Annotated in this window: 16 protein-coding genes; 6 read left to right on the top strand and 10 right to left on the bottom strand. The window is 68.2% G+C overall.

Annotation, left to right across the window (positions count from 1 at the left end):
* Positions 1-68 precede the first annotated feature (68 nt).
* The 7 genes from OB2597_RS13270 to OB2597_RS13240 form a co-directional block, all read right to left on the bottom strand.
* Positions 69-1586 carry an ABC transporter ATP-binding protein gene (locus OB2597_RS13270; protein WP_009806093.1) on the bottom strand — a complete coding sequence of 506 codons (1518 nt, stop codon included), beginning with the start codon at positions 1584-1586 and terminating at the stop codon, positions 69-71.
* Positions 1583-2512, bottom strand: coding sequence for a xanthine dehydrogenase accessory protein XdhC (xdhC, locus tag OB2597_RS13265; protein ID WP_009806092.1), 930 nt, complete (start codon positions 2510-2512; stop codon positions 1583-1585). Before xdhC ends, OB2597_RS13270 begins: the two co-directional genes overlap by 4 nt.
* A complete protein-coding gene (gene xdhB, locus OB2597_RS13260; RefSeq protein ID WP_009806091.1) occupies positions 2505-4928 on the bottom strand; it encodes a xanthine dehydrogenase molybdopterin binding subunit in 2424 nt (807 codons plus the stop codon). The genes xdhC and xdhB overlap by 8 nt, the downstream gene beginning before the upstream one ends.
* On the bottom strand, positions 4925-6298 hold the full coding sequence (locus tag OB2597_RS13255; protein ID WP_009806090.1) for a xanthine dehydrogenase small subunit: 1374 nt from the start codon (positions 6296-6298) through the stop codon (positions 4925-4927). The genes xdhB and OB2597_RS13255 overlap by 4 nt, the downstream gene beginning before the upstream one ends.
* 164 nt (positions 6299-6462) lie before the next feature.
* Complete coding sequence (locus tag OB2597_RS13250) at positions 6463-7221, bottom strand: LamB/YcsF family protein (protein WP_009806089.1); 759 nt, start codon at positions 7219-7221, stop codon at positions 6463-6465.
* 3 nt (positions 7222-7224) lie between these two features.
* On the bottom strand, positions 7225-8241 hold the full coding sequence (locus OB2597_RS13245; protein ID WP_009806088.1) for a 5-oxoprolinase subunit C family protein: 1017 nt from the start codon (positions 8239-8241) through the stop codon (positions 7225-7227).
* Entirely contained in the window at positions 8238-8984 is a 747-nt protein-coding gene (locus OB2597_RS13240) for a 5-oxoprolinase subunit B family protein (protein ID WP_009806087.1), read from the bottom strand. The genes OB2597_RS13245 and OB2597_RS13240 overlap by 4 nt, the downstream gene beginning before the upstream one ends.
* A 91-nt stretch (positions 8985-9075) precedes the next feature.
* On the opposite strand from OB2597_RS13240, the gene dnaE reads away from it, so the two are divergent.
* Both dnaE and OB2597_RS13230 read left to right on the top strand, forming a co-directional pair.
* A complete protein-coding gene (gene dnaE, locus OB2597_RS13235) occupies positions 9076-12588 on the top strand; it encodes a DNA polymerase III subunit alpha (RefSeq protein WP_040609335.1) in 3513 nt (1170 codons plus the stop codon).
* 96 nt (positions 12589-12684) lie between these two features.
* On the top strand, positions 12685-13614 hold the full coding sequence (locus OB2597_RS13230) for a hypothetical protein (protein WP_148234732.1): 930 nt from the start codon (positions 12685-12687) through the stop codon (positions 13612-13614).
* Here OB2597_RS13230 and OB2597_RS13225 read toward each other — a convergent pair.
* Entirely contained in the window at positions 13608-13802 is a 195-nt protein-coding gene (locus tag OB2597_RS13225) for a SlyX family protein (protein ID WP_009806084.1), read from the bottom strand. The two genes, OB2597_RS13230 and OB2597_RS13225, sit on opposite strands and share 7 nt — an antisense overlap.
* Before the next feature lie 124 nt (positions 13803-13926).
* Between OB2597_RS13225 and hisS the strand changes: the two genes are divergently transcribed.
* The 3 genes from hisS to hisG are packed head-to-tail and all read left to right on the top strand — an operon-like array spanning position 13927 to position 17224.
* Positions 13927-15411, top strand: coding sequence for a histidine--tRNA ligase (hisS, locus tag OB2597_RS13220; protein WP_009806083.1), 1485 nt, complete (start codon positions 13927-13929; stop codon positions 15409-15411).
* Positions 15411-16532 carry an ATP phosphoribosyltransferase regulatory subunit gene (locus tag OB2597_RS13215; protein WP_009806082.1) on the top strand — a complete coding sequence of 374 codons (1122 nt, stop codon included), beginning with the start codon at positions 15411-15413 and terminating at the stop codon, positions 16530-16532. Before hisS ends, OB2597_RS13215 begins: the two co-directional genes overlap by 1 nt.
* Positions 16529-17224: an ATP phosphoribosyltransferase gene (gene hisG / locus OB2597_RS13210; RefSeq protein WP_040609334.1), complete on the top strand. Its 696-nt coding sequence runs from the start codon at positions 16529-16531 to the stop codon at positions 17222-17224. The genes OB2597_RS13215 and hisG overlap by 4 nt, the downstream gene beginning before the upstream one ends.
* Positions 17225-17348: 124 nt before the next feature.
* Here hisG and OB2597_RS13205 read toward each other — a convergent pair whose 3' ends face one another.
* On the bottom strand, positions 17349-17780 hold the full coding sequence (locus OB2597_RS13205; protein WP_009806080.1) for a DUF1489 family protein: 432 nt from the start codon (positions 17778-17780) through the stop codon (positions 17349-17351).
* A gap of 187 nt (positions 17781-17967) precedes the next feature.
* On the opposite strand from OB2597_RS13205, the gene OB2597_RS13200 reads away from it, so the two are divergent.
* Positions 17968-20460, top strand: a complete 2493-nt coding sequence (locus tag OB2597_RS13200) for an adenosylcobalamin-dependent ribonucleoside-diphosphate reductase (RefSeq protein WP_009806079.1) — start codon at positions 17968-17970, stop codon at positions 20458-20460.
* A gap of 263 nt (positions 20461-20723) precedes the next feature.
* On the opposite strand, the gene OB2597_RS13195 is transcribed toward OB2597_RS13200, so the two are convergent.
* The gene (locus OB2597_RS13195; RefSeq protein WP_009806078.1) at positions 20724-21692 is read right to left on the bottom strand and encodes a DUF808 domain-containing protein; all 969 of its coding nucleotides are present in this window, start codon (positions 21690-21692) and stop codon (positions 20724-20726) included.
* Between the last annotated feature and the right edge of the window lie 139 nt (positions 21693-21831).

Here is a 21831-nt window from a genome sequence, read left to right as displayed (position 1 = left end):
CCTTGACGGAAATATCCCCGCCGGAGGCGTCGGGACCGGTCCGCCGTCGCAGAAGCCGGGGCGTGGCGCTACGCATCCGCCACCTCCATGTCGTGCGAGCCGCCCATCATCAGGCCGATGTCTTCGACGGTGAGGCCCCGTGCGGGCCGTACCTCGCTCAACCGGCCCTCGTTGAGCGCGGCGAAGCGGTCCGAGACCTCCATCAGTTCGTCGAGGTCCTGGCTGATCACGATGACCGCCGTGCCGCCTTCGGCCAGATCGAGCAGCGCCTGGCGGATCACCGCCGCCGCCGCCGCGTCCACGCCCCAGGTCGGCTGGTTCACGACCAGAACCTCGGGGTCCTGCATGACTTCGCGGCCGATGACGAATTTCTGCAGGTTGCCGCCCGAGAGCGACCGCGCGGCGTTCTCGGTGCCGGGCGTGCGGACATCGAAGCGCTCGATGATCTCGCGGGCGAAGCCACGTGCCCTGTTCCAGCTGAGGAAGCCGTTGCGCGCGATGTTCTGCCGTTCCGCCGCCGTCAGCGCGGCGTTCTCGGTCAGGCTCATGTCCGGCGCGGCCGCATGTCCCAGCCGCTCCTCGGGTGCGGTGAGCAGGCCCATCCGGCGCCGTTCGGCGGGGCCTTTGTCTCCGATGGCCGTTCCGTCCAGCACGACCATGCCTGCGCCCGAGCGCAACTCGCCCGAGAGGGCGGCCAGCAGTTCGTCCTGCCCGTTGCCCGCCACGCCGGCGAGGCCCAGGACCTCGCCTGAACGGACCTCGAGCGTGATCGCCTTCAGCGATGTGCCGAACTGACCGGGAGAGGTGACGGAGAGCGCCTTCAGGGCCAGCCGGACCTCGCCGGGCCGCCGCCCCTCGCGGGTCGGTGTGTGAAGCTCGGCGCCCACCATCAGCTCGGCCATCTGCCGCGCGGTGGTGTCGCGCGGCGTGCAGGTCGCGACCTTGCGCCCCAGCCGCAGGATCGTAGCCTCGTCGCAGAGTTTCCGGATCTCCTCGAGCTTGTGCGAGATGTAGAGGATCGAGGTGCCTTCGGCCTTCAGCTTGCCGAGCGTCTCGAACAGGATGTCGACCTCCTGCGGGGTCAGCACGCTGGTCGGCTCGTCCATGATCAGCAGCTTCGGATCCTGGAGCAGGCAACGGATGATTTCCACCCGCTGACGTTCGCCGGCCGAAAGATCCCCCACCACGCGCCAGGGGTCGAGCGGCAGGCCGTACTGGTCCGACACCTCTCGGATCCGCGCGGCCAGATCCCGCATCGGCGGGGGATCGGCCATGCCGAGGGCGATGTTCTCGGCCACGTTCATCGCATCGAACAGCGAAAAGTGCTGGAACACCATCGCGACGCCCGCGGCCCGCGCCGCCTTGGGCTCGGACGGGGCGTAGGGCGTGCCGCGCATCCGCATCTCGCCGCTGTCCGGCTTGACGAGGCCGTAGATCATCTTGACCAGCGTCGACTTGCCGGCGCCGTTCTCGCCCAGCAGGGCGTGGACCTCGCCGGGGAGGATGTCGAACGAGACGTCGTCGTTGGCAACGACTCCGGGGTAGGCCTTGGTGAGGCCCCGAATGGAAAGAAGTGCGTCCGTCACCCTGTCATGTCCCTCTCGGCGTCTTGGCGCGCCGCGTCCCTTAGTAACCGCGCCGCCACGCCGACCGCAATCTCCTGCGGATGTTTGCCGAGGGCCGGGTCGCCGATCGGGCAGGTTATGCCGTCGATCCGGGCAGTTGCATGGCCCATGGCGGAAAGGCGCGACCGGAAACGCGCCCATTTGCTTTCCGAACCGATCAGCCCGGCACTGGCGCAGCCGCGCCGCAGGAGGGCGTCGCAGATCGCCAGGTCCAGCGCGTGGGAATAGGTCAGGATCAGGTGCACGGCGTCTTTCGGCGCATGGACCGCCAGCCGCTCGGGTCTGGCGGCCGGTACCGTCGTGACGCCCGGCGGCACCTCGGCCGGGAACCGTTCGGCGGCAGTGTCGATCCAGGTCACCGCAAAGCGGGGCAGGGGCGCCAGGGTGGTGACGATGGCGCGCCCGACATGGCCGGCCCCCCAGACCCAGAGGGGCACGCGGGCGTGCGCCACCGGCTCGATCAGCCAGCCGTCGACCAGTTCCGTGCGCGGCGGCCGGGCGCCGTTGCGGGCGCCGGCCCAGGCGCGCCGCACCGCCAGTGTCGGATCGGCGGGCCCGTCGATCCGGCGCAGAACCGCGCTGTTCTCGACCTGGGGGAGGGTCTCGTACCGGTCGAAGACCAGCGTCACCGCCCCGCCGCAGCATTGGCCGAGGTCGGGCCCGAGCGCCTGCCGGTCCACCCGGGGCGCCGCGAGGCGGCGCGCGGCCTCGATCGCCTGGTATTCCAGCGCGCCGCCCCCGATGGTCCCCGAGACCAGGCCGCCCTCGGCCACCAGCATCTCCGTCCCCGCGCCGCGCGGGGCGGAGCCGCGGGTCTCGGCGATGACGACCCGGGTCACGGGGCCGTGACGCTCAAGCGCCGCTTGCAGGGCCTCGAGGTCAAGCATCGCGGACCCTCTCCACCGCCGCCAGCACCCGTTCCGGCGTCGCCGGTGCGTCGAGCGCCGGATAGCCCGGCCCGCAGGCCGCGACGGCGTCCGACAGGGCCATCAGCGCCGATATGCCCAGCATGAACGGCGGCTCGCCGACCGCTTTCGAGCGATAGATGGTCTCGGCGGCGTTCTCCCCGTCCCAGAGCGCGACGTTGAAGACGTCGGGCCGATCGCCGCAGGCGGGGATCTTGTAGGTCGAGGGGGCATGGGTGCGCAGCCGGCCCCTGTCGTCCCAGACCAGTTCCTCGGTGGTGAGCCAGCCCGCGCCCTGCACGAAGCCGCCCTCGATCTGGCCGATGTCGAGCGCCGGGTTCAAGGATCGTCCGACGTCGTGCAGGATGTCGGTGCGCAGCAGGCGATATTCGCCGGTGAGGGTGTCGATGACCACCTCGGTACAGGCGGCGCCGTGGGCGAAATAGAAGAACGGCTTGCCGACGCCCCGCAGTCGGTCCCAGGCGAGGCCCGGCGTCCGGTAATACCCGGTGGCGGAGAGGCTGACCCGGTTCTCGTAGGTCATTTGCGCGGCGCGGGCGAAACTCATCCTGTCCTGCCCGACCCGCACCTCGCCATCGGCAAAGACCACCTCGGCGGCGGGCAGCTGGTGCAGCGCGGCCAGGCAGTCGGCCATCCGGCCGCGGATCGTGTCGCAGGCGGCCTTGACCGCCATGCCGTTCAGATCCGAGCCGGACGAGGCGGCCGTGGCCGAGGTATTGGGCACCTTGCCGGTGTCCGTCGCCGTGACCTTGATCGCCTCCATCGGCACGCCGAACCCGGCCGCCGCCACCTGCGCCACCTTCTGGTAAAGACCCTGGCCCATCTCGGTGCCGCCGTGGTTCACCTGGACCGAGCCGTCCTGGTAGACATGGACCAGGGCCCCCGCCTGGTTGAGATGGCTGAGCGTGAAGGAGATGCCGAACTTGACCGGCGTCAGCGCGATGCCGCGCCTGAGAACCGGCTGGTCCGCGTTCCACCGGCAGATCGCGGCCCGCCGCGCCGCGTATCCGCATCGCTCGGCCAGCCTGTCGGTCATGCCGTTCAGGATGAAATCCTCCACCGGCATGCCGTAGGGCGTGGTCTGGCCGCTGCCGGCCTCGACCGGGACGCGGTCATCGTCCGGCGGCGCGCCCCGCGATGCCAAATCCACGTTCTTCTTGGTCGAAATATCCTCGGGGGGGGCCGCCGCCAGGCGGCGGGGGGCAGACAGCCCCCCCTCCGCCCCCGCGGCCGGCGCATCGGCGTAATAGTTCGTCCGCCGCACCTCCAGCGGGTCGCGACCCAGCAGATGGGCGGCGTGGTCCATCACGCGCTCGATCCCCACCATCCCCTGCGGCCCGCCGAACCCGCGAAAGGCCGTGGCCGAAGCGGTGTTGGTCTTCAGCCGGTGGCTCTCGATCCGCACGTGATCCAGCAGATAGGCATTGTCGGCATGCAGCATGGCGCGATCCGCGACCGGCAGGGAGAGATCCTGGCTCCAGCCGCAGCGGATCAGGTGCCGGAACTCGACGCCCATGATCCGGCCGTCCTCGGACACGCCGGCGCGATACTCGATCCGCAGGTCGTGGCGCTTGCCGGTGATCACCATGTCGTCGTCGCGGTCATAGCGCATCCGGCAGGGGCGGCCCGTCGCCCGGGCGGCCACCGCGCAGGCCACGGCCAGCGCATTGCCCTGGCTCTCCTTGCCGCCGAAGCCGCCGCCCATGCGGCGGGTCTCGATCCGGACGCCGTGCATCGGCAGGCCGAGCGCCTCGGCCACCTTGTGCTGGATCTCGGTCGGATGCTGGGTCGAGGACTGCACCACCATCTCGCCGCCGTCCTGCGGCAGCGCGAGGGCGGCCTGACCCTCGAGGTAGAAATGCTCCTGCCCGCCGACCTCCATCCGACCCTCGATCACGTGCGACGCGCCCGAGATGGCCATCTCCGCGTCGCCCTTGCTCCAGATCACCGGCCCGCCCTCGAACCGGCTGTCGCCGGCGAGCGCCTCGTCCACCGTCAGGATCGGCGTTTCCTCGTCGATGTCGGCCCATCCCAGCCGCGCCGCCCGGCGCGCGGCGAGGTGGCTGGTCGCGATCACGAGGAAAAGCGGCTGCCCGACGTAGTGGACCCGATCTGTCGCCAGCAGGGGCTCGTCGTGGTTCGAGGGCGAGACGTCGTTGGCAAAGGGCAGATCGGCAGCCGTCAGCACGGCCACCACGCCGGGCGCGGCGCGGACCTCCGAGAGATCCATGCCCTTCAGGACGCCGCGAGCCACGGGGGATTGACCGAACCCCAGGCTGAGCGTGCCGGCGGGGGCGGGAATATCGTCGACATAACGCGCGGCGCCCGTCACATGCAGTGTGGCGGCGTCGTGGGGAAGCGGCTTGCCGGTGGTCATGGTGCGACCTCGCGGACGTTCGTCGCCGTTCCCGTGCCCTCGGCCCAGTAGCGGCGCAGCATGTTGCGGGCGGCCGTCAGCCTGTAGCCGGCCGAGGCGCGCATGTCCGACATGGGCGCGAAATCCTGCGCGAAGGCCTCGGCCGCCCGGTCGGGCGCCCCGGCGTCCCAGGGTTGGCCGATCAGCGCGGTCTCGACGGCCGTGGCGCGTTTGGGAATCCCCGCCATGCCGCCGAAGGCGATGCGCGCCTGCGTGACCGTGCCGTGCTCGACCGTCAGGTTGAAGCAGCCCAGCACCGCCGAGATGTCCTGATCGAAGCGCTTCGAGAGCTTGTAGCAGGCCAGACGCTGCGCGGCCTTCGGAAAGCTCACCGCTTCGACGAATTCGCCGGGCGCGCGGTCCTGCCGGCCGTATTCGAGGAAGAAGTCCTCAAGCGGGATGGCCCGCCGGTCGCCGCTCCTGCGGAGGTGCAGCGTCGCGCCGAGGGCGATCAGCGCTGGCGGATTATCCCCGATCGGCGAGCCGTTGGCGATATTGCCACCGATGGTGGCCGCCTGCCGCACCTGTTCCGAGCCGTAGCGGCGGACCATCGCGGCATAGGAGGGATAGTGCGTCTGCAGAACCGGCAGGAGCTCCGCCATGGTGACGGCCGCGCCGACGCGGATGGTCTCGGGATCGGAGGTGTCGATCCTCCGCAGATCCCGGCAGCGCCCCAGGAACGCCACCTCGTCCAGTCGGCGCAGCTGTTTCGTCACCCAGAGACCCACATCCGTGGCACCGCCGATCAGGGTGGCGTCGGGATGGGCGGCGTACCATTCGGCCAGTTCATCCGCGGTCTCGGGCGCCATGGCGATCGGGTCGACCCGTGGGTCGGGGTCCCGGATCCAGTCCGGGACCTCCGCGCCCTCGACCGCCCGCGCCGCCCGCACGATCGGCGCATAGCCCGTGCAGCGGCAGAGGTTCCCGGCGAGGATGTCGTCGTGATCGGTTTCGCCGCGCAGGTGGCCGGCCACCATCGAGGCGATGAAACCCGGGGTGCAGAAGCCGCACTGGCTTCCGTGATGGTCGATCATAGCCTGCTGCACCGGGTGGAGGCGGCCGTCAGGACCGGCCATGCCCTCGACCGTGCGCACGGATTTCCCGTGCAGCTGCGGCAGGAACAGGATGCAGGCGTTCAGCGCCTTGACGCGGTCCGCGCCGCCCGGGTCGGTGATCATCACCGTGCAGGCCCCGCAGTCGCCTTCGTTGCAGCCTTCCTTGGTTCCGGTCAGGCCGCGCGTCTCGCGCAGCCAGTCCAGCAATGTCGTCGTCGGCGCGGTCCCGGGGGGGAGATCCACGCGTTCTCCGTTCAGGTGAAAGGAGATGGTCATGTCGTTATCCGCCGCCTTACCCCGTTGGACCTTTTGGCCCGGTTCGATGCGGCGTAGAACCGGGTGGCCTTCCGGCATACAGCAAAGCGGCTGGAATCGAGCTTGGCAAGAGATTGCTGAATTTTCGGGCGTCGGAGGCGCCGTTCCTGCCCGTGAAACGGGCGCTAGAGTTTGTGCAGCGTGACGCCCGCGGCCGCCAGGCTCGCCCGGACGGAGCGGGCGATTTCAATGGCTTCCGGCGTATCCCCGTGGCAGCAGATGGTGTCGATCCGGGTCGGGATGCGCTTGCCGCTCGCGGTGATGATCGCCCCTTCCCTGACCATCTCGGCGATCCGGGGACCGGCCAGGGCGGCGTCGTGGATCACCGCGCCGGGCTGGCTGCGGTCGACCAGCGTGGCGTCGTCGTTATAGGCGCGGTCGGCGAATATCTCGCCCGCGCGGGCCAGGCCGAGGTCTTCGGCGGCGGCCTCCTGCGCCGTTCCGGCGAGGGTCATCACGACGATGCCCGGCGCGACACGTTCGGCGGCGGCGTAACAGGTGCGGGCCATGTCGATGTTCTCGGCGGCCATGTTGGCCAGGGCGCCGTGCAGCTTGAGGTGGCGCAGCGTTCCGCCCGCGGCCCGCGCCATCGCCTGGGCCGCGCCGATTTGGTAGGTGACGAGGTTCGCCAGTTCCTCGGAGGAGAGGTCGATCCGCCTGCGTCCGAAACCCTGGATGTCCGCAAACCCCGGATGCGCGCCCAGGCCGACGCCCCTTTCGGTCGCCATCCGGAATGTCCGCGCCATCACGTCGGGGTCGCCCGCATGCAGGCCGCAGGCGATATTGGCCGAGGTCACGACGTCCAGAACGTCCGCGTCGCGGCCCATGACCCAGGGTCCATAGCTCTCGCCCATGTCGGCGTTCAGGTCGACCGTCCGCGCCATGTCTCAGTCCTCCGTTTCATCGCCGCGGATCACGCCGCCGATCAGTTGATAGGACAGCAGGTCGGGGATGTCATGCGGATCGCGCCGCAGGGGCTGCACCTTTGCCTTCAGGCTTTTCAGTACGTCCTGATCCGGCTGCCATAGTGCGTCGGCCTCCGCCACCGTCATTTCGCGGAAGGCGAATTCGGTGCCGGGGGCGGCCTGCGCGACCCGGGGCAGGTCCTGCGGCAGGACGGTGCCGATGCGGGGATATCCGCCCATTGTCTGGCATTCGCTCAGCAGGATGTAGGGCACGCCCTCGCCGGTCATCTGCACATCGCCGGCGCGGATGATGTCCGAGGCGAGCGAGTCGGTGCCGCTGGAAAAGGGATCGCCGTCGAAGTCGAGCCGAACGCCCTGCCGGTTGCCGGTGCGGCTGCGGGTGAAGTGGGTGGCGTGGAACCGGGCCCGCGTCGCATCGTCGAAAAGGCCGGTCTGGGGGCCGGGCATCATGCGGAGCGTGCCGCCCGACAGCCGGTCGTCGGTGCGGATCACCGTTTGTCGCGCCGCCGGGTCGGGGTCGCGGCCGAGGGGCAGAACCGTCTCCGGCCCGAGTGCCGTGCCGATGCCCGCCGTCAGATGCGCGCCATGGCCACCCATCACCGCCGCGGTCGCGATCCCGCCGGCCGGCGTGAGATAGCCGTAGATCCCCGCCCGCGCCGCGCCGATCGTCAGGCGGTCCCAGGGGTGCAGCAGGTGGGTCGCGTTCCAGGCCACCGGTTGCCCGTTCAGCATCGCCTGCATCCGCGCCCCGGTCAGAGCCACGCGCGTGGGGGTGTCGACCGAAACCTCGGCCCCGGTCATCGCCATTTCGAGCGCCGGGACGGGTGTTCGGAGCCCGAGCAGGGCGGCGGCCTCGTGCAGCGCCAGCCGATCGGCCGCGCCGCCCTGTGACAGGCCCTGCGCCGTCATCCCCGGGCGGCCCAAGTCCTGCACGGTAACGCCCGGACCCGCCCGGTGCAGGGTCAGCGTGCCGGTCATCTCAGCGTCTCGCACCGGGCGCCGCCGAGGCCGTCGGGATCGTCCCGTTCCAGGGCCTCGAGGTCGGCCGGGGTCATCGCCGCCAGCCGGACCTCGTCGCCCGCGCGCAGGGGGGAGGCCGGGTCGCGATCCGGGCGGAAGCCGGGGAAGGCCGACATGCCGACATGACGCCAGCCGGTCGGGGTCGCGTTGGTGAAAAGGATCACCTGTCGGACAGCCGCGACGAGCGCGCCGCGCGGCACGTTCGGCGTCAGGTCGCGCAGACGGGGCACGTCCCACTCCGGCGGCAAGAGGCCCATGTAGGGCAGACCGGGGGCAAAGCCGATGGCCAGCACGCGCAGTTTCGCGGTCAGCAGCGCCTCGCGCGCGGCAGCCTCGGAGAGACCGGCGGCCCCGGCCATCTCGCCGAACTGCGGACCATGCGCGCCGCCGATGACGACGGGAATGGTCCAGCGCCGGTGCGGGGCGGGCAGGGCGGCCGCGTCCAGGTCGGTCCGGTCCGCCACGGCGCGAGCCGAGGCCACGACTGCGTCCCGGGTCGTGCGGGCGGGATCGAAGCGCAGATAGACCGAGGTGAGAGAGCCGGCGATCTCCTCGGTGCCGTCTGGCGGTGTCTGCTCCAGCGCCTCGCGCAGTGCCATGACCGCGCCGATGGTCTGTTCGGCCGGTGTCAGCCCGAGGCGGAGCGACAGGCCGTCCTGGCCATGCGGCAGAATTTCGGGGCGGATGGTGTCGGTCATCATGTCCGGGCGCTTTTGCGCAAAAAGGTGGGGCGAAACACGATCGGTTGCAACCGGTGTTCCGTGTCCCCGCAAAGCGCGATAGCCTTCGCGCATGAGCAGCGCCCCCCGATTCATCCATCTCCGCGTCCATACCGAATATTCCCTTCTGGAAGGGGCCGTTCGGCTTAAGAAACTCCCCGGTCTGTGCAGGGCCTCGGGCATGCCCGCGGTCGCCGTGACCGATACGAACAACATGTTCTCGGCGCTGGAATTCTCGGTGACCGCCAGTGGCGAGGGGATCCAGCCGATCATCGGGTGCCAGGTCGATCTGATGTATCTCGATCGGCAGCCGGGTGAAAAGCCCAAGGCCCCCGCGCCGGTCGTGCTGCTGGCGCAGAGCGAGGCGGGGTACGAGAACCTGATGCGGCTGAACTCCTGCCTTTATCTGACGAAACCCGGCCAGCTTCCGCAGGTCACGCTGGACGAGCTGAGGGAATTCTCGGGCGACGTGATCTGCCTAACGGGCGGGCCGGACGGTCCGGTGGGGATGCTGCTGCAGGCCCGGCAAAGACCGGCGGCGCAGACGCTGATGGACCGGCTGCGCGAGATGTTCGGCGACCGCCTCTATGTCGAGTTGCAGCGCCATCCGGGCGAGGGCGGGTTGCCCGAGAAGGAGAGGCTGACTGAGCGCGGCTTTGTCGAAATGGCCTATGCGATGGAGCTGCCGCTGGTGGCGACCAACGACGTCTATTTCCCGAAGGAGGGTATGTACGAGGCGCATGACGCGCTGATCTGCATCGCCGATGGCGCCTATGTCGACCAGCAGGAGCCGCGCCGCCGTCTGACCGCGCAGCATTATTTCAAGACGCCCGAAGAGATGGCGACACTCTTTGCCGATCTTCCCGAAGCTTTGGAAAACACGGTCGAGATCGCGAGGCGCTGCGCCTTCATGGCCTATCGCCGCGACCCGATCCTGCCGAAATTCGCCGATGACGAGGTCGCGGAACTGCGGCGGATGGCGAACGCGGGGCTGCAGGCGCGGCTCGCGGTCATTCCCCATGCGGTCAGCCCCGAGGAATATCAGGAACGGCTGGATTTCGAGCTCGGCATCATCGAGGGGATGGGCTTTCCCGGGTACTTCCTGATCGTTGCCGACTTTATCCAATGGGCCAAGGACCACGACATTCCCGTCGGGCCGGGGCGGGGTTCGGGCGCGGGTTCTCTGGTGGCCTATGCGCTGACCATTACCGACCTGGATCCGCTGCGTTATTCGCTGCTGTTCGAACGGTTCCTGAACCCCGAACGTGTCTCCATGCCCGACTTCGACATCGACTTCTGCATGGACCGGCGGGAAGAGGTGATCCGCTACGTGCAGGAGAAATACGGCCGCGACAAGGTGGGGCAGATCATTACCTTCGGCGCGCTGCTGTCCAAGGCCGCCGTGCGCGACATCGGCCGGGTGCTCCAGATGCCCTATGGCCAGGTGGACCGGCTGTCCAAGATGATCCCGGTCGAGGGGGTCAAGCCGGTCAGCATCTCGGACGCGCTGAAGCAGGAAGAGCGGCTGCGCGCCGAGGCCCGCAACGAGGAGGTAGTCAAGCGCCTGCTGGATTACGGCATGGAGGTCGAGGGGCTGCTGCGGAACGCCTCGACCCACGCGGCGGGGGTGGTGATCGGCGACCGGCCGCTGGACCGGCTGGTGCCGCTTTACCAGGACCCGCGCTCGGACATGCCGGCGACGCAGTTCAACATGAAATGGGTCGAGCAGGCCGGGCTGGTGAAGTTCGACTTTCTCGGGCTGAAGACCCTGACCGTCATCCAGAACGCGATCGAGCAGATCCACGCCGGGGGGCGCGATCTCCATACGGCGGCGGATGGTGCGCAGATTTACGAACCCTTTCCCGGGGCCGAGAACCAGATCAACGCGATCCCGCTGGACGACGCCAAGACCTACGAACTCTATTCCCGCGCCAAGACCGTTGCCGTGTTCCAGGTGGAAAGCTCGGGCATGATGGACGCGCTCAAGCGGATGAAGCCGACCTGCATCGAGGACATCGTCGCGCTTGTCGCGCTGTATCGTCCCGGCCCGATGGAGAACATTCCGACCTATTGCGAGGTCAAGAACGGCCAGCGCGAGATCGAGAGCGTTCACCCCCTGATCGACCATATCCTGGAAGAGACGCAGGGCATCATCGTCTATCAGGAGCAGGTGATGCAGATCGCGCAGGAAATGGCGGGCTACACGCTCGGCGGCGCCGACCTGCTGCGCCGCGCCATGGGCAAGAAGATCAAAGAGGCGATGGACGCCGAACGCCCGAAATTCGAAAAGGGCGCGGCCGAAAAGGGGGTCGAGAAGAAGAAGGCTTCGGAGGTCTTCGACCTTCTGGAAAAGTTTGCGAACTACGGGTTCAACAAGTCGCACGCCGCCGCCTATGCCGTGGTCAGCTATCAGACGGCGTGGCTCAAGGCGAACCATCCGGTGGAATTCATGGCCGGCGTCATGAACTGCGATATCCATCTGACGGAAAAGCTCGCCATCTACTTCGAAGAGGTGAAGAAACAGCTCGGCCTGCCCTATATACCGCCCTGCGTGAACCGGTCGGATTCGGCCTTCACGGTGAAGGACGGGGCGCTGGTCTACGCGCTCGGCGCGCTCAAGAACGTCGGGCTCGACGCGATGCGGCTGGTCGTCGAGGGGCGGCGGGTCGATGGCGAGGACAAGCCCTTCGTCAACCTTTTCGACTTTGCCCGCCGGGTCGAACTCAAGCGCGTCGGGAAACGGCCGCTCGAGATGATGGCGCGGGCCGGGGCCTTCGATGTGCTCGACCCCAACCGGCGGCGGGTCTTCGACAGCCTCGACGCGCTGGTGCAGTATTCCGCCGCGATCTGGGAGCAGAAGCAGTCCAGCCAGGTCTCGCTGTTCGGAGACGCGGGCGAGGACCTGCCCGAGCCGCGCCTCTCGCCTGTGCAGGACTGGCTGCCGGCGGAACGGCTGGCCGAAGAGTTCAAGGCGATCGGATTCTATCTCTCCGGTCACCCGCTGGACGACTATTCGGCGGCGCTGAAGCGCAAGGATATCAAGACCCTGGACGAGGTCTGGCAAATGGCGTCGGGCGGGGCGCTGATCGCCAAGATGGCGGGCGTCGTCGCGGGCCGGCAGGAGCGGAAATCGGCGCGCGGCAACCGGTTCGCCTTCGTGCAGATTTCCGACCGTACGGGCGCGTATGAATGCACTGTCTTTTCCGACACGCTCGAAGCCTCGCGCGATCACCTCGATCCCGGGTCCATGGTGGTCGTGACGGTCGAGGCCACGATGGAGAGCGACCAGCTGAAGCTGCTGGCGCGGGGAATCGCGCCCCTCGATACGATCGTGGCGGATGCGGGGTCGGTGGGGCTCAAGATCTTCGTCGAGGCGGCCGAGGCCATTCCGGCGGTGGCCGAGGTGCTGACCAGCGCCCAGGAGGCGGCCGCGCGGGTCGGGCGGGGGCCGATCAGTTTCTGCCTGATGGATGCCGGTCTGCCTGGCGAGGTCGAGATCGACGCGGGCGCCGAATTCCCGGTGACTCCCCAGATCAAGGGTGCCATCAAGAGCCTGAATGGCGTCATGGCGGTCGAGGAAATCTGAGGCGCCGGGGAACGGCCAGGGCGCCTGGCGGTCGCCACTGTTTACAGAACGAATCATTTTTGATTCACTCTCTACCAAATGTAGAGGGAAGTGCCGTTGATCCGCCTAGTCCTGCCGCTCGCATTGCTTGGCCTCTGCGCCTGCCAAGGGGCGGTCGGCCCGTTCGGCAGGGTGGCGGACGAAGAGATCGACACCAGCCAGGGGGCGGTGGAACTGGTGGCCGGTACCGAGGGCCAGGACCGGGTGACGGAAACGGAGGCGGCCATCGCTGCAGGCGCAGCGGTCGAGGCAGAGGCGCTGCCGCGGCCTCGGCTCTTCGCGTTTCTGAAGGAACTGGCGGGACCGAAGGATGTGACCGGAGGCGAGCCCATGCGCCTCGCCGCTCTGCCCGAGGCGCAGGAGCCGCTGCCGGACGAGGAGGAGGCCAGGCCGGTCGTGGTTGAGACAGAGGAAGGCCGCGGTCTCTTCGGGTTTCTGCAACGCGCCGTCGCGGCCGGGGCCAAGACACCGCCGCCTCCGGCCGGCCCGGAGAGCGATATCGTGCAAGGAACGGTCATGGCCTTCGGCAATATAGGGCGGATCTGCGATCTGCCGCGGCCCGCTCTGGGCAAGACCGTGGACGTCTATCCCGCGGACGAGGAGCGGTACAGGCTCCACGACCCGGATCCCGAAAGCACGCGCGCCCGCACGTTCCACATCACCGGCTTCGAGGACGGCTGCGCGCGGCAGTTCACCGGCGCCATGGCGATGTTCGGCGAGGTCGGCATGCACGAATCGATCCGGTACGGGGCGCCGGGCCGGATCGGCAGCGAAAGCGATGTCGACAAGGCCTATGATCGGGTCAAGCGCGCGGTCTGCCGTGTCGGCCGCAAGAAACCCTGCGGCGACCGGATCGAGACGCTGCGGCAGGACACGGTCTTTCTCAGCGTCTACGAGACCTTCGGCATGGGCGGGCGGTGGTCGAACATCCTGATCCACGACGGCCGGCTCGTGGCCGCGACTGTGGCGTCGAACTCCGCTCAGTGATGCGGCGGACGTTCGTCGCCGAAGACCGCGGCCCCGCCCGAGGAGGTTTCCCGCTCGGCCTCGCGTTCCAGCAGCATCGCCACGCGGTGCGTGAGCCGCGCGATCTCGTTCTCCTGGCGGGCGATGATGTCCGACAGGTCGTCGACCGTGCGTTCCAGATGGGCCAGCCGTTCCTCGATCTCTTTCATCGTCACCTGCCGCGTTGCGCGCCGCCATGGTGCGCACCGGACCGGCCGATTGGCAAGAGCGCCGCTTGCCGCGCCGTGGCCCATGGGCTAGACCGCGCCGCGAGCCAATGCGCAGAGGGTTCCGATGGCCAAGCAGAAGAAGACGCCGCGCCCCAGGGCGGTAACGCCCAAGGGATTCCGCGACTATTTCGGTACGGATGTGACTGAACGGTCCGAGATGCTGTCCCGCATCGCCGGTGTCTATCATCGCTACGGTTTTGACGCGCTTGAAAGTTCTGCGGTCGAGACGGTCGAGGCGCTCGGCAAGTTCCTTCCCGATGTGGATCGCCCGAACGAGGGCGTCTTCGCCTGGCAGGAAGATGACGAGGATGGCAAGGGCGACTGGCTGGCCCTGCGCTACGACCTCACGGCGCCGCTCGCCCGGGTCTACGCGCAGCATCGCAACGATCTGCCGACCCCCTACCGGCGGTATGCCATGGGTCCGGTCTGGCGCAACGAAAAGCCCGGTCCGGGCCGTTTCCGGCAGTTCTATCAATGCGATGCCGATACGGTCGGCACCGCCTCGGTCGCCGCGGATGCCGAGATCTGCGCCATGCTGGCGGATTGTCTGGAAGAGGTGGGGATCCCCCGTGGCGACTACGTGGTGCGGGTGAACAACCGGAAGGTGCTGAACGGGGTGCTGGAGGCAATGGGCGTCTCGGACATGGCGCAGCAGGCGAATGTTCTGCGCACCATCGACAAGTTCGACAAGGTCGGCGAGGCGGGCGTGCGCCAGCTTCTGGGCAAGGGGCGGCTGGACGCTTCGGGGGCCTACATAGACGGGGTGGGTTTGGCGCCGGATCAGGCGGAGCCGGTGATCGCCTTCCTGACCTCCAAGGGCGCCGATGCCGCAGAGACCATCGCGAACCTTCGCACGGCGGTCGGTGCGGCGACCATGGGCCCTGAAGGCGTCGACGAGCTCGAAGAGATCGCCGACCTTCTCGCCGCCGCCGGTTACGGGCCCGACCGGATCGTCATCGACCCCTCCGTCGTCCGCGGCCTCGGCTACTACACCGGCCCCGTCTTCGAGGCCGAGCTGACCTTCGAGATCACCGACGACAAGGGCCGTCCCCGCCAGTTCGGATCGGTCGCGGGCGGCGGGCGGTATGACGACCTCGTGGCGCGGTTCACCGGGCAGAAGGTGCCGGCCGTCGGCGTTTCGATCGGGGTCGACCGCCTTCTCGCCGCGCTGCGCGAAAAGGGCCGGGTCGGGGGCGAGAGCGAGGGGCCGGTGGTCGTCACCGTCATGGACCGCGACCGCATGGACGACTACCAGGCCATGGTGGCCGAGCTGCGCAATGCGGGCATCCGGGCCGAGGTCTATCTCGGCAATCCGAAGAACTTCGGCAATCAGCTCAAGTACGCGGACCGCCGCAACTCACCGGCGGCGGTGATCGAGGGGGGCGAGGAAAAGGCGCGCGGCGTGGTACAGGTCAAGGACCTGATCCTGGGCAAGAAGATCGCCGAGAGCGCGACGCTCGAGGAATGGAAGGAGCGCCCCTCCCAAGCTGAAATTCCGCGCGATCAGCTTGTTTCGCATATTTGGAAACTTCTGACAGGAGGCGGGTGATGCCGGTCTGGCAGGGCCACACGCCGGAGGCTCGTGCCCGGGTGCGGGCCTGCGCCGCCCGGCTGCGCGCAGGGTTCGAGGCCGCCGGGGCCGCGCCGGTCGAATGCCCGATCCTGCTGCCCGCCGCGACGCTGCTCGACCTCTACGGAGAGGACATCCGCGCGCGCGCCTATGTCACCTCGGACGCTTTGCGCGGCGAGCAGATGATGCGCCCGGACTTCACCGTGCCGGTGGTCGAGATGCACATGGCCGGCGGCGCCGAACCGGCCCGCTATACCTACGCCGGAGAGGTCTTCCGCCGGCAGGAGGAGGACGAGGCCCGCGCCAACGAATACCTTCAGGTCGGGGTGGAGATCTTCGACGGGTCCGACCCGGCGGCGGCGGATGCCGAGGTCTTTGCCCTCGTGCGCGCGGCGACGGGCGGGATGCAGCTGCGTGCGGCCACCGGCGATATCGGCATCCTGATGGCGGCGGTCGGCGGGCTGCGAACCAGCGCCCCCCGCAAGGCCGCGCTGATGCGGCATATCTGGCGTCCGCGGCGGTTTCGCGCGCTGCTCGACCGGTTCGCCGGGCGGAGCGAGGTGCCGGCCTCGCGCGCCAGCCTGCTGGCGGCGGCGGACCCCTTCGCCGGGGCCGGTCCCGACATCGGCCTGCGCAGCCGCGTCGAGGTGGAGGCCCGGATCGAGGCGCTGCGCGCCGATGCGGGGACGCCGCCGATCTCGGAGCGCGAGGTCGCGCTGATCGACGCCGTCCTCTCGGTGCGGGAAACGCTGCCTTACGCGCTGGAGAACCTGCGCGACATCGCGGTCGACATGCCCGCGATCTCGGAGGCGGTGGCGGGGCTGGCGGCCCGGGCCGAGGCGCTCGAGGCGCGCGGCATCGACACGGCGGCGCTGGATTTCGAGGCGGCCTACGGGCGGACGCACATGGAATATTACGACGGCTTCGTCTTTGGCCTCTATGCCGGAACGCGGCCCGACTTGCCCCCGGTCGCGACCGGGGGGCGTTACGATGCGCTGACCCGCGTGCTGGGCCGCCGCGCCGGCCGGCCGGACGGCATCCCGGCGGTCGGCGGCGTCGTGCGGCCGGGCCTGATGGTGGAACTGGGAGGGGCGGCATGAGCGTGAAACTCGGCGTGCCCTCCAAGGGACGGCTTATGGAGAAGACCTTCGACTGGTTCCGGGAACGCGGCATCGTGCTGGGCCGGGCCGGATCGGACCGGGAATATGCGGGCCGGGTCGAGGGGATCGACGGGGTCGAGCTTGTCCTGCTGTCGGCCGGCGAGATCCCCCGGGAACTGACAGAGGGCCGCATCCACCTCGGCGTGACGGGGACGGACCTGATACGGGAAAAGCTGGCCGGCTGGGACCTGCGTGTCGAGGAGCTGGCCGAGTTGGGTTTCGGTCACGCGGATCTCGTCATGGCGGTGCCGGGGTGCTGGGTCGATGTGGACACGCTGGACGATCTCGACGCCGCGGCCTCGGCCTTCCGGGAGCGGCACGGTTTCCGGATGCGGATCGCGACCAAGTATCACCGGCTCGTCCGGGATTTCCTGCGCGACCACGGGGTGGCCGACTATCAGCTTGTCGACAGCCAGGGCGCAACCGAGGGGGTCGTCAAGAACGAGACGGCCGAGGCCATCGCCGACATCACCTCGACCGGGGAGACATTGCGTGCGAACCATCTCAAGATCCTGTCGGACGGGCTGATCCTCAAGTCGCAGGCCACGCTGTTCCGGTCGCGGCGGGTCGAGATGAGCGATGCGGACCGGGCGGTGCTGAAAGACCTGACCGCGCGGCTGCGGGTGGACTGAGCGGGCTGATCTCGTGCGAGCGGGGATCGGACCCTCCGATTGACCGCGGCCGGGTGTCTGCCTCCGGCGGGAGTATTTTCGGCAAGATGAAGAGGGGGCGACGCGCGGGCCGTGAGGCCGGCGTTCACAGCACCCCGATATCCGCCAGCGCCTGTGACAGGTCGGCGGGCAGTTCGTCCTCGTCCAGGCGATGCCGGGGCAGATCGGGCGGCGCGTCCTGGGGCTGCAGATAGCGCCAGCCCTGAAACGGGCGGCGGGGCGAGGCGGCGGTCGGAAAGACCTCGGGATCGAGCACGATGGCGCAGCGGCGAATGCCGTCGCCGCGGTCGGTCTCGTCCAGCCGCAGGATGCGCTGGCGAGCCTGGATCACGCCCTTGATCACCCAGTAGATCGATCCGCCCGACAGGATCTCGGCCTCGCGCCTGGGCCACATCCGCGTGACGTGGCGGGGCAGGCCGTCGCCGGACTGGGCGCGGCGCGTCTTCTGCCAGGCGATCAGATCGGCCACGCTTTCCGTGCCGACGCTGAGTTTGAGAAGGTTGACGTGTTTTTGCATCGAGGCGCTCTATATGTAGTAGTGGGGCCTGATCCCGGCCTATCTGTAGTGTAGGAATATCTGCTTCGGTCGCAAGCCCGCGTCGGGGGGCCTTTTGCCGTGAAAGCGCAGTGCGCCGTCCAGTTGGCATTGCTCTTGCGATAGGTTTGGATATAAGCCGCCGCTCCGCCATTGAAAGGTGATTCCGATGACCCGCTTTGCCGCGCCCATTGCCGAACAGGTCTGGGATATGAAGTATCGCCTGAAAGAGGCCGACGGCACGCCTGTCGACCGCTCGGTCGAGGACAGCTGGCGCCGCATCGCCCGCGCCCTCGCGGCCGTGGAGACCGACGCGGCCGTCTGGGAAGACCGCTTCTATGCCGCGCTCGAGGACTTCCGTTTTCTTCCCGCCGGCCGAATCACGGCCGGGGCGGGGACCGGCCGCCGGGTCACGCTCTTCAACTGCTTCGTCATGGGCACCGTGCCGGACAACATGGGCGGCATCTTCGACATGCTGAAAGAGGCCGCGCTGACCATGCAGCAGGGCGGCGGCATCGGTTACGATTTCTCGACCATCCGGCCCAAGGGCGCGGCCGTCAGCGGCGTGGCGGCGGATGCCTCGGGGCCGCTGTCGTTCATGGATGTCTGGGACGCCATGTGCCGCACGATCATGTCCGCCGGATCGCGCCGCGGCGCGATGATGGCGACGATGCGCTGCGACCATCCGGATATCGAGGATTTCATCGGAGCCAAGAGCGACCCGGCCCGGCTGCGCATGTTCAACATGTCGGTGCTGGTGACGGATGCCTTCATGGAGGCGGTCAAGGCCGACGGGTCGTGGGATCTGCTCTTCGACGGCAAGGTCTATCACACGCTCAAGGCCCGCGACCTGTGGAATCGGATCATGCAGGCCACCTACGATTACGCCGAGCCGGGCGTGATTTTCATCGACCGCATCAACAAGGCCAACAACCTGGCCTATTGCGAGACGATCGCGGCGACCAATCCCTGCGGCGAACAGCCCCTGCCGCCCTATGGCGCCTGCCTTCTGGGGTCCGTGAACCTCGCCCGGCTGGTCACCGATCCCTTCACCGATGCGGCGCGGCTCGATCCGGAGGCGCTGGACGATCTGGTGCGCACCGCGATCCGCATGATGGACAACACCGTCGATGCCTCGAAATTCCCGCTCGAGGCGCAGGCGCGCGAGGCCGAGGCCAAGCGGCGGATCGGGCTGGGGGTCACCGGCCTTGCCGATGCGCTGCTGATGCTGGGCCTGCGCTACGGTTCGGACGAGGCCGCCGCGCAGACCGAGGCCTGGATGAAGGCCATCGCGCGCGCCGCCTATCTCGCCTCCGTCGATCTGGCGAAGGAAAAGGGGGCCTTCCCGCTCTTCGACCGCGACGCCTATCTCGCCTCCGGCACCATGCAGGCGATGGACGAGGACGTGCGCGCGGCGGTGGCCGAACACGGCATCCGCAACGCGCTTCTGACGTCGGTGGCGCCGACGGGGACGATCTCGCTCTATGCCGGGAACGTGTCTTCGGGGATCGAGCCGGTCTTCGCCTACGAGTACACCCGCAAGGTGCTGCAGAAGGACGGCTCGCGCACCGAGGAGAAGGTGATCGACTATGCCGTGCAGATGTGGCGCGACGTGAAGGGCGATGCGCCTTTGCCCGACTATTTCGTCAATGCGCAGACACTGGCGCCGCTGGAGCATGTCAAGATGCAGGCGGCGGCGCAGAAATGGGTGGATTCGTCGATCTCCAAGACGATCAACTGCCCCGAGGACATCAGCTTCGAGGCGTTCAAGGACGTCTACATGGAGGCCTACGAGACCGGCTGCAAGGGATGCACGACGTATCGGCCGAACGATGTGACGGGGTCGGTGCTGTCGGTAAGTGAGGCGAAGGCGGCCGCTACTCCTGGTGAGCGACTGCGGTCCGCCAGAAAAGCCGTGGGCCTTACTCTCGACGAATTGAAAGTAAAAACCGGGCTGAGCAAGTCGTATCTTTCTGAAATGGAAAATGGGGCGAAAGAGATACAACGCAAACATGCTGTCGGGTTTGGTCCGGTGCTCGGCGTAGAACCGTCGTGGCTATTGTTCGGAAAAGAAAACGCCCCCGAAACCCTCGCCACCACCGATGCCGCGCCCCTCCAGCCGCATGGCGATGTGGTCTACATGCAGGACCCGCTCGACCGGCCGCAGACGCTGGAAGGCAATACCTACAAGCTGAAATGGCCCGACAGCGAACATGCGATCTACCTGACGATCAACGACATCGTCGTCGGCGGGCGGCGGCGTCCCTTCGAGGTCTTCATCAACTCCAAGAACATGGAGCATTTCGCCTGGACCGTGGCGCTAACCCGCATGATCTCGGCGGTGTTCCGGCGCGGCGGCGACGTGTCCTTCGTGGTCGAGGAACTCAAGGCCGTCTTCGACCCGCGCGGCGGCGCCTGGATCAAGGGCAAGTACATCCCCTCGATCCTCGCGGCCATCGGCGGCGTGATCGAGACGCACCTGATCTCCATCGGCTTCATCGAGGGCGAGGGCGCCGGTCTCAAGACCGACCCTACCGCCAAGGTCGTGGGTCTCGAAGCCGGAGGCCGTGGCAAGGCCTGCCCCTCATGCGGGCAATACACGATGCAGATGATCGAGGGCTGCATGACCTGCACGTCGTGCGGCCATTCGAAGTGTGGGTGACCATGGGGGGCGGTTGATAATATTGTCGCCCCTACCAATTCGTGGCCACCGGCGGGCTTGAAAGGCCCATTCCGCAAGCGAATAAGGTCAACGACCACATCGGGGCGCGGGCGCTTTGCGGCAGTCTGCCGGATGTCGACTGGCTGCTCGATGATCGCGGCTAGCGTGCCGATCGGTTCAGGTCGGTTCAGGGACGCGTTGCAGGGCTAGGCATGTTCGCCTGCATTTCCGGCCGGCGGCAGTACGGGCACTTCCCGAGTTTCTCAGTGCGCGCCTTCCTTCTTGCCGCCGAACAGGCCCGAGGCGACCGAGACGACGGGGATCAGCGCGCCGCCGACGATCAGGCCGATCACCCCGTCGAGAAACGCCGTCACGCCCCATTCCACCGCTCCGGCCGCCTCGCCCGCGCCTTCTGCGAGGTCCACGGCGATATGGTGGATCGTCTCGTAGGGCAGGTGCCAGCCCAGTTCGTGCAGCCCGTGCACCAGGATCGAGCCGCCGACCCAGATCATCGCGGCGGTGCCGACGATGATCAGCAGCTGCATGAAGGCGGGCATCGCGTTGACGATGAAGGTGCCCAGCCTGCGGGTCGCGGCCAGCCGGCCGGCCGCCGCCATGTGCAGGCCCAGGTCGTCCGCCTTCACGATCAGCGCGACGGCGCCGTAGACCGCGACGGTGATCAGAATGCCGGCCACGGCCAGCGCCGAGGCTTCCAGCCAGAACGGCTGCCCTTCGGGCAGGGCCGAGAGCACGATGGTCATGATCTCGGCCGAAAGGATGAAATCGGTCTTGATCGCGCCCTTCACCTTCTGCTCTTCCAGATGCGCGCCGTCGGGGGTCATCTTCTTTGCCACCGCCTCGGCCTGGTCGTGATGGGCGGGGCTGATCGCGTGCCAGACCTTTTCGGCCCCTTCGTAACAGAGATAGCCACCGCCCAGCATGAGCAGCGGATAGATCAGGATCGGGGCGAAGGCCGACAGCGCGAGGGCGATCGGCAGCAGAATGACGATCTTGTTGAAGAGCGATCCGCGCGCGATCTTCCAGACGATGGGGATCTCGCGGCTGGCGTCGAAACCGTGGACGTATTTCGGGGTCACGGCGGCGTCGTCGATCACGGCGCCCGCGGCCTTGGACGAGGCCTTGACCGCCTGTCCCACGATGTCGTCGACCGAGGCCGAGGCGACCTTGGCGATGGCTGCCACGTCGTCGAGAAGTGCGATCAGTCCGCTCATGTCATCTCCTGCTGCGTTTGGCACAACTTAGGGGATCTAGCGGGGTTGGGAAGGGTCGACGCGCATCCCGCGTGCCCCGCGGCCCGCCATCCTTGGGCTTGACCCGAGGATTTCCTGCACGGGGGGGCGGAGCGGTGAA

The sequence above is a fragment of the Pseudooceanicola batsensis HTCC2597 genome (assembly GCF_000152725.1).
Classification (GTDB): domain Bacteria; phylum Pseudomonadota; class Alphaproteobacteria; order Rhodobacterales; family Rhodobacteraceae; genus Pseudooceanicola; species Pseudooceanicola batsensis.
Note: the sequence above shows the minus strand (reverse complement) of the source record. Positions and strands in the feature narration are given on the sequence as shown.